We start from the raw sequence: 15,221 nt of genomic DNA on the forward strand, positions 1-15,221 counted from the left end.
CAAGTAGGGTGGAACCGCGGGTAATCCCGTCCCTATGTGCATGGCACATAGGGGCGTTTTTTGTCGTTTCAATACTTTTGGAGGTGTCACATATGAAGCACAAAACGGTGCAAGAAATCATTCTCACGTTGCAAAATTTTTGGGCGTCGAAAAACTGCCTGACGATGCAAGCGTATGACGTAGAAAAAGGGGCCGGAACGATGAACCCGATGACGTTTTTACGGAGTCTCGGACCAGAGCCGTGGAACGTTTGTTATACGGAGCCGTCACGCCGTCCGGCTGACGGTCGATACGGGGAAAACCCGAACCGTCTGTATCAACATCACCAATTCCAAGTCATCATGAAGCCGTCCCCAAACAACATTCAAGAACTCTATTTGGAGAGTTTGGAGTTGATCGGTATCAACCCGCTCGAACACGACATTCGCTTCGTCGAGGACAACTGGGAAAACCCGACGTTCGGTGCGGCCGGACTCGGTTGGGAAGTATGGTTGAACGGGATGGAAATCACCCAGTTCACATACTTCCAACAAGTCGGCGGGATCGAGTGCGACCCGATCGCCGTCGAGATCACGTACGGTCTCGAACGTCTCGCGTCATATATTCAAGAAGTTGAGAGTGTGTTCGACCTCGTCTGGACAGACGGTTTCAAGTATGGCGATATTTTCTATCAGCCAGAGTTTGAACACTCGAAGTACACGTTTGAGCTGTCAGACGTCGATATGTTGTTCACGTTGTTCGATACGTATGAGAAAGAAGCGAAGCGGGCGCTCGAGGAAAACCTCGTCTTCCCGGCGTACGATTACATCTTAAAATGCTCGCACACGTTCAACCTGCTCGACGCGAAAGGCGCGATCTCGGTGACGGAACGGACCGGTTTCATCCAACGTGTCCGCAACATGTCGCGGGCATGTGCGGCCAAATTTATCGAAGAACGGGAACGCCTCGGCTTCCCACTCCTTAATCAAGAGAAAGCAGGTGCCTTGGATGCGTGACCTTTTACTAGAAATTGGACTTGAAGAACTACCAGCCCAATACGTGCTCCGCTCGGAGAAACAGTTAGGAGAGCGCGTGGCGGCGTTCTTGTCGGACGCCCGCGTCGACTTCGGAGCTGTCACGGTCTATTCGACACCACGTCGTCTCGCTGTACTCGTTCGTGACGTCGAGGAGAGTCAACAAGATTTGACGGAGACGCTCCGGGGACCGGCTAAAAAGATTGCGCAAGATGCAGACGGAAACTGGTCGAAAGCGGCAGCGGGATTTGCGCGTGGACGCGGACTGTCAGTCGACGACCTTTACTTCGCGGAAGAAAAAGGGGTCGAATACGTCTTCGCAGATCGTCACGAGTCAGGTCAGCCGACGGCTTCATTACTTGGCGGCCTTGAAGACGTCGTCCGCGGCATGACGTTCCCGAAAAATATGAAATGGGGTACGAGCAGCCTCCGCTACATGCGTCCGATCCGCTGGTTAGTCGCCATGTTTGGGACAGAACAGATCGATTTCGAGATCGAGGGCGTCCAAACAGGTAACGTGACACGCGGACATCGCTTCTTAAGTAAAGGCGACGTGACAATCTCATCACCTGACCGCTATGTGGCCACGCTCGAACAAGAGTTTGTCGTCGCATCTTACGACGACCGTCGCGAACGCATCGAACGTCAAATCGAACAGTTGGCGAATGAACAAGGATGGACGGTGCCACTTGACGCGTCGTTGCTTGAAGAAGTGACGAACCTCGTCGAATGGCCGACAGCCCTGTTCGGTGAGTTTGACGCGAGCTACCTCGACCTTCCTGAAGAAGTGTTGATCACGACGATGAAAGAGCATCAGCGCTATTTCCCAGTCTATATCGGTGACACGCTCCAACACTATTTTGTGACGGTTCGTAACGGTAACGCAGACCATCTGCAAAACGTTGCCAAAGGGAACGAGAAAGTCATCCGGGCACGACTCGCCGATGCCGTCTTCTTCTATGAAGAAGATAAAAAGACGAAAATCGACGACCAGCTCGACCGTCTCGATCGCATCGTCTTTCATGAGAAGCTCGGGACGACAGGCGCGAAAGTTCGCCGCGTCCAACAACTCGCGCTCACGCTCGCTCCACTGTTCAATGCCGATGCTCAGAAAGTCGAACGCGCTGGGAAAATCCATAAATTCGACCTCGTTAGCCAGATGGTTTACGAATTTACCGAGCTTCAAGGCGTGATGGGAGAAAAGTATGCACTCCAGCAAGGTGAGGACAAAGAAGTTGCGGCCGCGATCCGTGAGCACTATATGCCACGCTTCGCCGGAGACGCTTCACCGGCCATGCCGACGGGGGCCGCGCTCGCACTCGCGGATAAACTCGATTCGATTGCTGCGTTCTTCGGGGTCGGCATGATTCCAAGCGGTTCACAAGATCCGTTCGCCCTTCGCCGCCAAGCGCAAGGAGTCGTTCAAATTCTTGGAGATTGGCACGTCGATCTACCAGTCGACAAATTACTTTCACAAGTTGTCGAATCTCAGGTGGAAGCAGGACTTTATGATGCCGATAAAGAACAAGTCAAGGCGCAACTTAATGACTTCTTTATGCTCCGCTTGAAGTATCGTCTGCAAGAGAGACAAGTACGATACGATGTGATTGACGCCGTTCTCACGACTGGTCTGACTGTCGAACAGCTCGACGCTCGCGCGGAGGCGGTTCAAAACATGCTGTCAGACGAGGCGAAACAGTTGATCGAGCAGTTGACGCGCGTCGTCAATATCGCTAAAAAAGGCGAACCAGGACTAGTGGATCCGGCCTTGTTTGAGAATGCTGAAGAGAAAGCCCTTCACGCCGCGGTCGAATCAACGTTGCCCGAGACACATGAAGCGGTCGAAGTGGGCGACTACATGCGTGCCATCACATCACTTCGAGCGCTTGAACAACCGATAAGTGCTTATTTTGAAAATACGATGGTCATGAGCGACGTAGAAACGATTCGCCATAATCGTCTCAGTGAGATGAAGCGACTCGCTACGACGATCGAGCGTGTTGCTGACTTCAGCGCGCTCGTACTCTGATCAAACTAGAGGGGGTTGGCTATGCAGCTGAATGAACGCCAACAGAAGATTGTTGAGATTGTGAGAGTGAACGGACCGATCACGGGAGAGCAGATTGCTCAAGAGTTATCGCTCACCCGTGCCACGCTCCGCCCTGATCTTGCCATTTTGACGATGACTGGAATATTAGAAGCAAGACCACGCGTCGGCTACACGTTCGTCGGCAAACGAAATTCATCGCTGCTCCGCGAAAAACTTGATTCGCTGACCGTTGGTGATTTCATGTCGTCCGCGAAAGTCGTCAGCAATGAAATGACCGTGTATGATGCGGTCGTCACGTTGTTCTTAGAAGATGTCGGGTCGTTGTTCGTCGTCGGAAAAGACAATGAACTTGTCGGGGTGTTGTCCCGCAAAGATTTACTGCGGGCGGCCATCGGCAATCAGGACCTCGACCAATTGCCTGTCAACGTCATTATGACACGGATGCCGAATATTACCGTTTGTGAAAAAGGTGAGACGCTCATTCGGGCCGGGATGAAGTTGATTGAGAAACAGATTGACGCCATGCCTGTCGTCGAAGAGAAGGATGGTTCGCTCATCGTGCTCGGCCGAATGACGAAGACGAACATGACCAAGGTGTTGATTGCACTTGCCAACGATGAATCGTTCTGAGGAGGAAATTGGTTTGATAAACAAACAACTCGTATTTGTCGTGAGTGACTCTGTCGGAGAAACGTGTGAGCTCGTCGTCCGGGCGGCAAGCATCCAATTCCATGAGAATGCGATCGAGACACTCCGGATTCCTTTCGTCGAAGACGAACAGACGATTCATGATGTCGTCACGCAGGCTAGAGCCCAAGGAGCGGTGATCGCCTTCACGCTCGTTAACGAAGAACATCGCTCATTGCTCGTGTCACTCGGTAAAGCGTATGACGTCAAAACGATCGACCTGCTCGGTGATCTCCTCGACATCTTATCGGGAAAACTGGGGGAGAGTCCGCGTGAGAAACCGGGTCTGATCTATCGTCTAGACGAGGATTACTTCCGTAAAATCGAGGCGATGGAGTTTGCCGTCAAGTATGACGACGGACGCGATCCGCGTGGCTTGAAAAAGGCTGATATCGTCCTCGTCGGTGTGTCTCGCACATCGAAGACGCCGCTGTCACAATATTTGGCGCTAAAACGTTATAAAGTCGCTAACGTCCCGCTCGTGCCGGAGTCGCGTCCGCCGGAAGAACTGTTTGAGCTGTCACCGGATAAGTGTGTCGGTTTGATCATTTCGCCGGACAAGTTGATTTCGATTCGAATGGAGCGTTTGAAATCGCTCGGTTTAAAACCGGAAGCGGATTACGCTCAACTCGAGCGAATCAATCGGGAACTCGAGTACGCGCGAGGGATATACGAACGAATCGGCTGCGAGGTCATCGATGTGACGAATAAGGCGGTCGAAGAGACGGCAGGGATCATTTTACGTCAGCTTGAACAGTCGAAAGATGACTGAGCGCTCGCATTAGTAATCGACGCGTGTTAACGGTATAATAGAGTATTGACACGATAGTGAAACGGAACGTGGTGAGCGTTCCGTTTCGTTGCGAGATTGGATAGGGAGTGGTGGAGTTGCCACGGATACCGGATGAAGTCATTGCGGAAGTGAAACAAGCCACGGATATCGTGGACTTGATCAGTGAACGCGTTGAATTGAAGAAACAAGGCCACCGTCTTGTCGGACTTTGTCCGTTCCACTCGGAAAATAGTCCTTCTTTTTCCGTATCGCCTGAAAAAGGCATGTATCATTGTTTCGGTTGCGGTGCTGGCGGGAACGTCTTTACGTTCGTCATGGAAACGGAAGGGTTGTCCTTCCCGGAAACGATTGAGCGCTTAGCGACACGGGCAAACATCGCTGTAGAAGGGGTGGCCGGTGACGAAGAGCTGACACGCGATCAAGTCGTTCGTAAACAAATGCGTGATGCTCATCGGATCATCGCCGACCTGTATCACGAGGTATTGATGAAAACCGAGGCCGGAGAAGTCGGCTTGACGTATTTACGTGAACGCGGTTTGGCCGAGACGACGATCGGGCAGTACAAAATCGGATACGCCCCTGATCAACGCCGCTTCACCGTCGATTCACTCGAGCGAAGAGGGTTCGACCTAGAAGTCATGGTCGAGGCAGGACTTATTTCTAAATCTAGATCCGGTGAATATTTTGACCGGTTCGAAGGAAGAGTCGTCTTTCCGATTGCGGATCGAGACGGCACAATCGTCGGATTTAGCGGCCGTGCGATTGACGACAGACAGCCCAAGTATGTAAATACGGCGGAGACACCACTCTTTAACAAGAGTGAGCTGTTATTTGGATTTTCACAAGCACGTGCATCGATGCGGAAACAAAAACGGGTGCTCCTCGTCGAAGGGAACGTCGATGTCCTCCAAGTCGCCCAAGCCGGGACGGCCGAGGTCGTCGCTTCACTCGGGACGGCATTTTCATCGCAGCATGCCCGGGCGTTGTCACGGATGGTCGATGAAGTCGTGATTTGTTACGACGGAGACCATGCCGGACAAGAGGCGACGCTCAAAGTCGTTCGCATGCTCGAGGCGTATCCGCTCGACGTCCAAGTGCTCATGCTACCGGAGAAGACGGACCCGGATGATTATATTCGGACGAACGGTCGGGAGCAATGGCAACGTTTTGTCGAATCGGAACGCTTATCCGTCCTCGATTTCATGAACCGGACGCTTCGGCGCGGGAAAAATATGAATCGAGAAGGAGAACGGATTCGGTTTATTGAAGCGATGCTTGGGGAAATCAGCAAGACGGACAACTCGATTCGCCGCGATTTATATTTAAAAAAATTGGCGAACGAGTTTGACATTCCTGTCGAAACGCTAGCGAATCGAATGCCGCGACCGGTGTCGAGCCAAGTGCAGGCATCGCCAGCGGTTCGTGAACCAGAACCAATCCGTAAACGATCGAGTAAAGCGAATGAACCACGTTTTGTGAAGGCCGAAAAATTACTGTTACGGGCGATGCTCAGCGGACCGGAACGGGTTCGCTTCGTCCGCGACCGACTCGGCCTAGCTTACCAAGATGAGATTCATCGCATGTTGGCGACGGCGTTTTATGAGATCGTTTCAGAAGATATGACGCTTGAAGAGTTTGAGCAGGTCATGCCGCCTTTTATGGAGCGTCACTGCGACCAACGTCCTGACTATGCCAACCGCTATGCAGAGATTCGGCTCATGTCAGCGCCTGATGATCTGACTGAAGAGGTTTTAGATGAATACATTAAGGTGATAAACAGTTATGAGGAACAGCGTCAAATCGAGCGAGCAAAAAGGGAAATCGGGCAGGATGCCGAAAGTATAGTAGACCAGGCATCGAAGCTACAAGAATTGATTACCCGGAGTCGCCGCTTACGTGAACGATGAACGTGAAGGAAGTTTGGAAGGAGTTGAACTGCTAGATGGCAGAGAAGAAAAAAGAGGATTTATTTAACGCCATAGACGAACTTGAAAAGTTGGGGAAAAAGAAGGGTGTCGTATCGATGCAAGCGATCCAGGATCGCCTCAGCCATTTTGAGGTCGATTCAGATTTTATCGATAACTTCATTGAAGATTTAGAAGGCAAAGACATCCGCGTCACAGAAGATGCGGCCGATGCCGAAGAGACTCCTACGAAAAAAGAAGACGAAGAGGTCGACTTGAATGATCTGGCTGTACCGCCAGGAATTAAAATCAACGACCCGGTCCGGATGTACTTGAAAGAAATCGGCCGTGTCGATTTGTTGAGTGCCAAAGACGAGACCGAACTCGCGAAGCGAATCGAGCAAGGCGATGACGAGGCGAAAAAACGTCTCGCTGAAGCCAACCTTCGTCTCGTCGTCTCGATCGCGAAACGCTATGTCGGTCGCGGTATGTTGTTCCTTGACTTGATCCAAGAAGGAAACATGGGTCTGATCAAGGCAGTCGAGAAGTTCGACTACATGAAAGGGTTCAAGTTCTCGACGTATGCGACGTGGTGGATTCGTCAAGCGATCACACGTGCCATCGCCGACCAAGCCCGAACGATCCGGATTCCGGTCCATATGGTCGAAACGATCAACAAATTGATCCGTGTTCAACGTCAATTGTTGCAAGACCTCGGGCGTGAGCCGGCTCCTGAAGAGATTGCCAAGGAAATGGAATTGACGCCTGAGAAAGTTCGTGAGATTTTAAAAATCGCGCAAGAACCGGTGTCGCTTGAAACACCGATTGGTGAAGAGGACGATTCGCACCTCGGTGACTTCATTGAAGATCAAGATGCGATGGCACCTCAGGATGCAGCAGCCTACGAGCTGCTCAAAGAACAACTCGAAGACGTGCTCGATACGTTGACAGACCGAGAAGAGAACGTACTCCGTCTCCGCTTCGGGCTTGATGACGGTCGGACGCGCACGCTCGAAGAAGTCGGTAAAGTGTTCGGGGTCACGCGTGAGCGGATCCGTCAAATCGAAGCGAAGGCGTTACGGAAGCTCCGTCACCCGAGTCGCTCGAAACGCTTGAAAGACTTCCTCGATTAATCGTGTTTTTGAATAAAATGTGAAGTTTTAGAAGAAAGGAAGGAAAATGAGTGATTTTCCTTCCTTCTTTATTGTTTTTTGAGTAAAATAGTGATGGGTAGAAATTTGGAAAGAACATGAGGGGGAAATACAATGCGTAATCCATTGTTACCGTTTGCAGCGATTGCGATCGTCGCAATCATCGCTATGGTCTCATTATCGTATTTTGGCGTAAACCAAGCGCAACAAGCCGCTGAAGGTCCAGCCGTCACCGAGATGAACCCGGAAGACTTGTACGCTGCTAAAGGCTGCACAGGTTGCCACGGCGGAAATCTTGAAGGTGGCGTCGGTCCGGCGTTGACTGGAGTCGGAGAACGTTTGTCTGCTGAAGAAATCGCGAACATCATCGTCAACGGTCAAGGTACAATGCCGGCCGGTCTCGCGTCTGCCGAAGAAGCCGACGTGCTCGCGACATGGTTGATCGAACAATAAGGGTGAGGCGTACTCCTTCTGGGGTACGTTTTTTGTTGTCCGGACAAGAATATTTCGTTACCCTAAAGAAGAAGAAGTAGACAAAAGGAGTTGTCCCCATGCAAGAACAAGTCACGTTAGACCGGCGACTGAAACGAGTCGTCGATTTTATACCAGCTAAAAGCATTTTAGCCGATATCGGTTCCGACCACGCTTACGTCCCGTGTTATCTCGTACAGCAAGGAATCATCGACCGGGCCATCGCCGGAGAAGTGAATCAAGGACCGATGGAAGCGGCCAAAGCCCAAGTCGATTTGATCGGCGCATCGGACAAGATTGACGTCCGGCTCGGTGACGGATTGGCGGTCCTGAATGAAGACGAGGCAACATGTATCTCGATCTGTGGGATGGGCGGAAGCTTGATCCGCTCGATCTTAGAGAACGGACGGGATAAGTTAGGCGCGGTCGAACGACTCGTGCTGCAACCGAACGTCGATGGACAGCAAGTTCGGGAATGGTTGCTTGTATCAGGTTTTACGCTCGTCACGGAAACGATCGTCGAGGAGAACGATAAAATATATGAGATTCTTGTCGGAGAGCGGGGCACAGAAACGCGTTACAGTGCGGACGAGGCGGAGCGGACGTGGCAGCTTATGTTCGGGCCGGAGTTGCTGAAGACTCGTCCTGAACCGTTCAAGTTGAAGTGGGGCCGGGAAGCGGACAAATTGGATTACGTGCTCGGTCAAATGGCCGCAGGCGCCCAGACCGAGGCGCTCGTCCGGAAGCAGGAGGAGTTCAAAACGTTACGCGACAAAATGAGAGAGGTGAGTCAGTGATGGCAAACGGAAATCATATCATCCAACTGTTTGAAGAGTTCGCGCCGAAACACCTCGCGGTCGAAGGCGACAAGATCGGCCTGCAGATCGGTACGCTGAATAAACAAGTGAATCGGGTCATGGTCACGCTCGACGTGCTCGAGTCGGTCGTCGACGAAGCCATCGAACAAGAGGTGGACTTGATTATCGCGCATCATCCGCCGATCTTTAGTGCGCTCACCCAAGTGACCGATCGCAACGCCGCCGGTCGAATCGTCATGAAATGTCTTCAAAACGACATCGCCGTCTACGTCGCCCATACGAATTTAGACGTCTGTGAGGGTGGGGTCAACGACTGGATGAGCGAGGCACTCGGATTACATGAGACCGAAGTGCTCGTCCCGACGTATGAAGAGCCGGTGTATAAATTGTCGGTCTTCGTCCCGGAGACACATCAGTCCGCCGTGTCTAAAGCGTTAGGCAAGGCCGGAGCCGGTCGGATCGGGAATTACGGCGATTGCCAATTCACGGTCACAGGGAAAGGGCAGTTCACCCCTCTCGACTTGGCCGACCCGTACCTCGGGCAAATCGGGAAAACGGAGCAAGTCGATGAAGTGAAGATCGAGACGATCGTTACCGAAAGTAAGAAGAAGCGGGTGTTAAAAGCGATGTTTGACGCTCATCCTTACGAAGAGGTCGCTCATGACTTGATTCGGGATGAGATTGCAGGGCCTGTCCTAGGTCTCGGCCGCATCGGTCGACTCGACAAGCCGCTGACGCTCGCTGAATTTTCTGAACATGTCAAAGCAAGCTTTGGTGTCGAAGCGGTGCGGGTCGTCGGCGACTTGGACCGAACGATCAAAAAAGTGGCCGTGCTCGGTGGTGACGGCAACAAGTACGTCTCGGCCGCGCACTTCAAGGGAGCCGACGCCTACGTGACCGGTGACTTATATTTCCATGTCGCCCACGACGCGATGGCGCTCGGGCTCGCCGTGGTCGACCCGGGTCATCACGTCGAGAGCGTCATGAAACAAGGCGTCGTCGACGTCTTGCAACAGAAGTTCACGGCAGCAAAACTCGAGGTCGAGCTCCTCGTTTCCGCTACGAACACGAACCCTTTTAAGTTCCGCTGAAACCGAACACAACCCCCGTCCTCATGCATGAGGACGGGGGTTGCTTGTCATTTGCGAAGCGCCTTCACTCTCGGCAGGATGTTTCGTAGTTCGAGATAAGGTGTCTTGTCGTGTGTGCTCAAGTCATCACGGTCGTACTGCGTCAAAAAGTCGATGACTTTTTTCGTGATCGGTGTCGGTGTCGACGCGCCCGATGTGACCGCGACCGTTTCGACGTCTTGAAGCCAATTGAGATCGAGCTCACTCAAATCACCGATGCGATAGGCATTCGTCCCGGCAATCTCTTTAGAGACTTGGGCGAGACGGTTCGAGTTGTTCGATTTCGGATCACCGACGACGATGAGCAAGTCGCAGTCGCCGGCCTGTTCGGCGACTGCTTCCTGACGAACTTGTGTCGCGTTACAAATCTCGTTATGCACCTCGACGTGAGGATAGCGTTCTTGAATGAGGTCGATCAATGCCGAAACGTCCCATTGGCTCATTGTCGTCTGGTTCGTGACGAGAATGTTTGCGTCTAACAAACGATCTGGCAACGCCTCAAAATCGCTCTCGTACTGGACGAGATGGACTTTTCCAGGGGCGACACCCATCGCGCCTTCAGGTTCGGGGTGACCGTGCTTGCCGATATAGATGACTTCGTAGCCGGCCGCTGTCTTCTCACGAATTAAATCGTGCGTGACGAGAACGTCAGGACAAGACGCATCGACAATCGTCAGTCCTTTTTCGATGGCACGCTTCCGAACGAGCGGGGAGATACCGTGGGCCGTAAACACGACGGTCCCTTTGTCGATTGTTTCAACTGCTTGCATCCGATCCTCGCCGTCTACGGTCTTGACGCCTAAGTCTTCAAACGCTTGGGTGACGTGACGGTTATGGACGATCATACCGAGTATATGGATAGGCCGTGGTAAATCTGGGTTGGCCACGGCTTCATTCGCTAATTTCATGGCATCGACGACGCCATAGCAGTATCCGCGTGGGCTAATTTTTTTAACTTTCATTTCGTGATGAACGCTCCTTTCGCGATGCTTTCCTACGTATTAGTCTAACATTGTTTCGAAAATACGAAAAGAATTGCGTGTATTCATGCTATAATCTTAAGGTTAGAAAGGAGGGACACCGTGGAACGCTTGAGAACATTGCTTGAAGTTCGAAAATCGTACTTCTTTCAAATCACATTTATTATCTTTATCATTCTTGGACTCGTCATCTCATCACTAGCTTTCTCTGCCGATCGCGTGACGGTGTCCCGCGCGGAAGAATTGGCGAAAGAACAATTTGACTATGCGATTGATGGGAGTATCGAGAACCTCGAGACAAGGCTTGGGAAATTGTATGAAGACCTCGTCTACCTTGGTGCTTATGTTGGAAACGAAACTTGGATTGAAGAGCGGATTCGGACGGGTTACTTGAACCAACGAACGAGTTTCACTTCGATCTTTTACTATGATTTACGAGAAGATGAATTCACTTGGTATTCGCAACGGCAAGTCCCCGCGATGACGTTAAAGGCTGATCCGAAATTTAAAGAAGTCATCACCTCGAACGGCGACAATGTATTCATGAGTGACCCGATATCGATTTCTGGTGATGCCGGCACGTATCTTTACGTACCAGTCATCGAGGACAACCGACCGATTGGCATGTTTGGTGGCAGTATCAGTGTGCTTAACTCGGACCTCTATCGGCGCATGCTCGAATCCACGAACGATGACATGATTCTCTATCTCTTAAATGAGCGGGGAGAAGTGTTATCGACATCGTTTAACCTCGTCACGGATGCTGAGCGAAGGTTATCACGCTCAATCGTCGAAACGACGGATGAGTATGACGTTCGGACGATTTTAAGTACCGACGACGACGTCATCATGTTCGAACCGGACGCTCGAGTGGACGGATGGAGCGTATTGGCCAAGCATAGCACGGATTCGGTGTATGAGGCGGTCTACGATACACGCTGGCAATATTTGATGATTACACTCGTCACTTTCTTCTTAAGTATTTTAGTCGGTCTCCTTCTCTCTAAGACATTGACGAGCCCGCTGCTCGAACTCGTTCAAAACATCAAGAAACAACAGTCACTCGAACCGATTTTACTCGAACGCACCGGTTCAAAAGAAGTCCAGACGCTCCTCGATACGTATAACGACTACTCGAATCGGATGGAGACGGCTCGACGTGAGCAGTTGAGCCAACAACAGCTCTTGCTCCAACAAGAGAAGCTCGCCTCGCTCGGTCAACTCGCGGCCGGGATCGCTCACGAGATCCGTAACCCGCTCACACCTGTCCAAATCACCTTGCAGATGGCGAAAGAAGGTCATGGTAGTGAAGAAATGCTCGACCTTGCACTGTCCGAGCTCAATCGGGCTAACCATTTGATTACGACGATGCTCACGCTCGCCAAACCAGATCAATCCAAGCTTCAAGAAGAGTGGCTCGACATGACCGAATTTGCGAGTCGGCTCGAGTTCTTACTCGACGCCGAATGTTATAAACGGGTGACGAAGTGGGAACTGATTGTTCCGAACGAGATGCCGCCGTTCTACTGTTCGAGCGACATGCTCGTCCAAACCATCTACAACTTGTTTAAAAACGCCGTCGAAGCCGTCGATTCAAAAGGGGCGGACGGTAGCGTCACGGTCACGGTCCTCTTCACGGAGCGGGATTATCGGTTCTTGATTGAGGATAACGGGATCGGGATGACGAAAGATCAAGTGAACACGGTCGGGTCGGCATTCTATACGACGAAAGAGAACGGCAACGGGCTAGGGCTGTATATGATTCGAGAATCATTAAAAGCCGTAAACGGTCAAATGGAGATCGAGAGCGTTGAAGGAGAAGGTACGGCGATGATGATTAAAATCCCAAGGCGGACAGACGTATGAAAGGCTTCCGCTATTACTGGCTTTGGATTCCCGTCGTCTGGGCCATGACGATTTTATTGATCACGTCGATCCAGTTGCCGGAACGCGTGACGACGAACAATGAGGTCGGCTTCGTGTTCGTCAGTGAAAAACACGAACACGCCAATAAGTTGTTAGCCGCCTTTGTACGAACAGCCAATCAAAAAGGGTTCATTCCGATTCCGACGACAAGTGAAGATTCACGTGTCTTAGAAAAAGAGAAATTGGATTCTTTGATCGAACGCGGTGTCAAAGCCATCTTCGTGACGACGCTTGACGAGACGTTCATACAGTCATCGCTCGAAAAGGCGAGAGAGAATGGCATCCCGATTATCGCGATCGACCGGATGATCGACCACGATAGCGTGCTCACGTCCGTCGTGTCCGATAACGTTGAAATCGGGCGGATGGCCGCCAACCATATTGCCGCCCAACATACCGCACTCGGTCGGCCGATCCGTGTCGTCGAAGTGCGGGGAACGGCAAAAGTCCGCTCGACCATCGACCGTAGCCTTGGGTTGACCGAGTACGATAAAGCCCATGACGACCTCGAGGTCGTGGCCTCGCTCACGGGTAACTACGATACGTTCCAAGCCGAGATCGAGATGTCGCGTTGGCTCGAGGAAGACATCCCGTTCGACGCCGTGTTTTCCCATAACGACGACAACACGTTCGGGGTCGTAAGGGCGCTCGAGAGCAAGGGACTAAATGACAAGACAATCGTGTCGGTAGACGGTGTGACAGAGATTTACCCGTTGATTCATAGCGGGAAAGTCGATGCGACGGTCGTGCAATCCCCGAACGAAATGATTGAAGTCGGGTTCAAAGCGCTCGAACAGCATTTGAGCGGTAAAAAAATCTCGGCGCACTACTATTCATCGAGTTACTTGTATGAAGGACTCGGTAAAGATTAATTGACAAATAACTAGATTCCGCTATGCTAGGAAAAGTGGAAAGAAACAGGAGGTGTATCGATTGAACAGCTTCCAACAGTTCAAATTGTTACCGTTTATCGTCGATGCCTTGACAGAAAAGCGCATCACTAACCCAACGGACATTCAGGCACGGATTATTCCAGCCGCGATGAATGGCCGTGACATCATTGGAAAATCACAAACCGGGACCGGGAAGACACTCGCGTTCCTCTTACCTATTTTAGAATCGATCGACCCGAGCGAACACGAAGTCCAGGCGATCGTTGTCGCACCGACACGCGAACTCGCCTGGCAGATCCACGAAGAGTTGAAAACACTCCTCGTGAAGCAGCCTGACTATATTAAGACGAGTTTGATCGTCGGTGGAACTGACCGCGAACGTCAAATCGACAAGATGAAAAACCCACCACAGTTGATCATCGGGACGCCAGGCCGTCTACTCGACTTGATGAAAGTTCAGGCGTTGTTCCCGCATAAAGTCAAACATTTCGTCGTCGATGAAGCCGATCAAATGCTTGATATGGGCTTCTTGCCAGAAGTGGACCGCATCGCGCAGTCGCTTCCGGAAAGACTGCAAACGATGGTCTTCTCAGCAACAATCCCAGAGAAGCTCGAGCCGTTCTTGAAGAAATATCTTCATGACCCGCGTTATGCAGAAGCGAGTGCCGAGCACCGCGTCGCACCGAAGATCAAGCACCACGTCATCCCGGTCCGTCACCGCGATCGCAAAGAATTGACGGTCGAAGTGGCCAAAGCGATCAATCCGTTCGTCTGCCTCGTGTTCACGAACACGAAACAAGACGCGGATGAGCTCGAGAAGTCGTTCCAGGAGGCAGGCCTCAACGTCGGGACGCTTCATGGCGACATGCAAGCCCGTCGACGCAAGCAAGCAATCAAAGACATTAACGATGCAAAATATCAATACGTGATCGCAACCGACTTGGCTGCCCGCGGGATTGATATTAAAGGTGTGTCGCACATCATCAACTTCGGTATCCCGAAAGATCTCGACTTCTACACACACCGTGTCGGCCGGACCGGTCGTGCCGGTGCTACCGGAGAAGCGTATACGCTGTATGAAGATCACGAGAACGGCCCGATCAATCGACTTGAAGAGCGTGGTTTCGCGTTCACACATGTCGATGTCAAAGGCGGGACGCTCCAAGAGATCAAGACTCGTAAACGCCGCGTGACCGACCGTAAGATGAAAGTATCGCACACGGCGCACAGCCGTATGGCCGGTGAGATCAAGAAGGCGAAGAAGAAAGTCAAACCAGGCTACAAGAAGAAGTTCAAGTATAAATTGAAAGAGACGGCTTCGCGTGAGCATATGCAACAACAGCGCACGGAACGTCGTGAGACCCGTAAGAAGAACAGACGGTAATCACTAAACAGAAGAATCGAC

The 15,221-nt window shown here is 51.7% G+C and carries 13 protein-coding genes; 12 read left to right on the forward strand and 1 reads right to left on the reverse strand.

Annotated elements, in window-relative coordinates; genetic code table 11:
* Positions 1–92: 92 nt before the first annotated feature.
* From glyQ to EVJ30_RS01550, 9 genes are all read left to right on the forward strand, one after another.
* The gene (gene glyQ / locus EVJ30_RS01510) at positions 93–995 is read left to right on the forward strand and encodes a glycine--tRNA ligase subunit alpha (RefSeq protein ID WP_016508054.1); all 903 of its coding nucleotides are present in this window, start codon (positions 93–95) and stop codon (positions 993–995) included.
* A complete protein-coding gene (gene glyS, locus EVJ30_RS01515) occupies positions 988–3,042 on the forward strand; it encodes a glycine--tRNA ligase subunit beta (RefSeq protein WP_131467825.1) in 2,055 nt (684 codons plus the stop codon). Before glyQ ends, glyS begins: the two co-directional genes overlap by 8 nt.
* 21 nt (positions 3,043–3,063) lie before the next feature.
* The gene (gene ccpN, locus EVJ30_RS01520) at positions 3,064–3,693 is read left to right on the forward strand and encodes a transcriptional regulator CcpN (RefSeq protein WP_070327000.1); all 630 of its coding nucleotides are present in this window, start codon (positions 3,064–3,066) and stop codon (positions 3,691–3,693) included.
* Entirely contained in the window at positions 3,680–4,522 is an 843-nt protein-coding gene (locus EVJ30_RS01525; RefSeq protein WP_131467930.1) for a pyruvate, water dikinase regulatory protein, read from the forward strand. The genes ccpN and EVJ30_RS01525 overlap by 14 nt, the downstream gene beginning before the upstream one ends.
* 110 nt (positions 4,523–4,632) lie before the next feature.
* Positions 4,633–6,450, forward strand: coding sequence for a DNA primase (gene dnaG / locus EVJ30_RS01530; protein WP_236635961.1), 1,818 nt, complete (start codon positions 4,633–4,635; stop codon positions 6,448–6,450).
* 35 nt (positions 6,451–6,485) lie between these two features.
* Positions 6,486–7,580: an RNA polymerase sigma factor RpoD gene (gene rpoD / locus EVJ30_RS01535; protein ID WP_016508087.1), complete on the forward strand. Its 1,095-nt coding sequence runs from the start codon at positions 6,486–6,488 to the stop codon at positions 7,578–7,580.
* A gap of 132 nt (positions 7,581–7,712) precedes the next feature.
* Positions 7,713–8,051: a cytochrome c550 gene (cccA, locus tag EVJ30_RS01540; RefSeq protein WP_070327002.1), complete on the forward strand. Its 339-nt coding sequence runs from the start codon at positions 7,713–7,715 to the stop codon at positions 8,049–8,051.
* A 98-nt stretch (positions 8,052–8,149) separates the two neighbouring features.
* On the forward strand, positions 8,150–8,866 hold the full coding sequence (locus tag EVJ30_RS01545; RefSeq protein ID WP_131457997.1) for a tRNA (adenine(22)-N(1))-methyltransferase: 717 nt from the start codon (positions 8,150–8,152) through the stop codon (positions 8,864–8,866).
* Entirely contained in the window at positions 8,866–9,978 is a 1,113-nt protein-coding gene (locus EVJ30_RS01550; protein WP_131467827.1) for a Nif3-like dinuclear metal center hexameric protein, read from the forward strand. The genes EVJ30_RS01545 and EVJ30_RS01550 overlap by 1 nt, the downstream gene beginning before the upstream one ends.
* Before the next feature lie 47 nt (positions 9,979–10,025).
* Here EVJ30_RS01550 and EVJ30_RS01555 read toward each other — a convergent pair whose 3' ends face one another.
* Positions 10,026–10,979 (reverse strand): 4-hydroxy-3-methylbut-2-enyl diphosphate reductase, encoded by a 954-nt coding sequence (locus EVJ30_RS01555; protein WP_131459018.1) that lies wholly within the window; start codon positions 10,977–10,979, stop codon positions 10,026–10,028.
* Between the two features lie 120 nt (positions 10,980–11,099).
* On the opposite strand from EVJ30_RS01555, the gene EVJ30_RS01560 reads away from it, so the two are divergent.
* The 3 genes from EVJ30_RS01560 (at position 11,100) to EVJ30_RS01570 (ending at position 15,200) form a co-directional block, all read left to right on the forward strand.
* Positions 11,100–12,863: a sensor histidine kinase gene (locus EVJ30_RS01560; RefSeq protein WP_131467829.1), complete on the forward strand. Its 1,764-nt coding sequence runs from the start codon at positions 11,100–11,102 to the stop codon at positions 12,861–12,863.
* Positions 12,860–13,795, forward strand: a complete 936-nt coding sequence (locus EVJ30_RS01565; protein WP_131467831.1) for a sugar ABC transporter substrate-binding protein — start codon at positions 12,860–12,862, stop codon at positions 13,793–13,795. Before EVJ30_RS01560 ends, EVJ30_RS01565 begins: the two co-directional genes overlap by 4 nt.
* Positions 13,796–13,856: 61 nt before the next feature.
* Entirely contained in the window at positions 13,857–15,200 is a 1,344-nt protein-coding gene (locus EVJ30_RS01570; RefSeq protein WP_070327008.1) for a DEAD/DEAH box helicase, read from the forward strand.
* Positions 15,201–15,221 lie beyond the last annotated feature (21 nt).

The organism is Exiguobacterium sp. SH5S13 (genome assembly GCF_004337085.1).
GTDB lineage: Bacteria > Bacillota > Bacilli > Exiguobacteriales > Exiguobacteriaceae > Exiguobacterium > Exiguobacterium aurantiacum_A.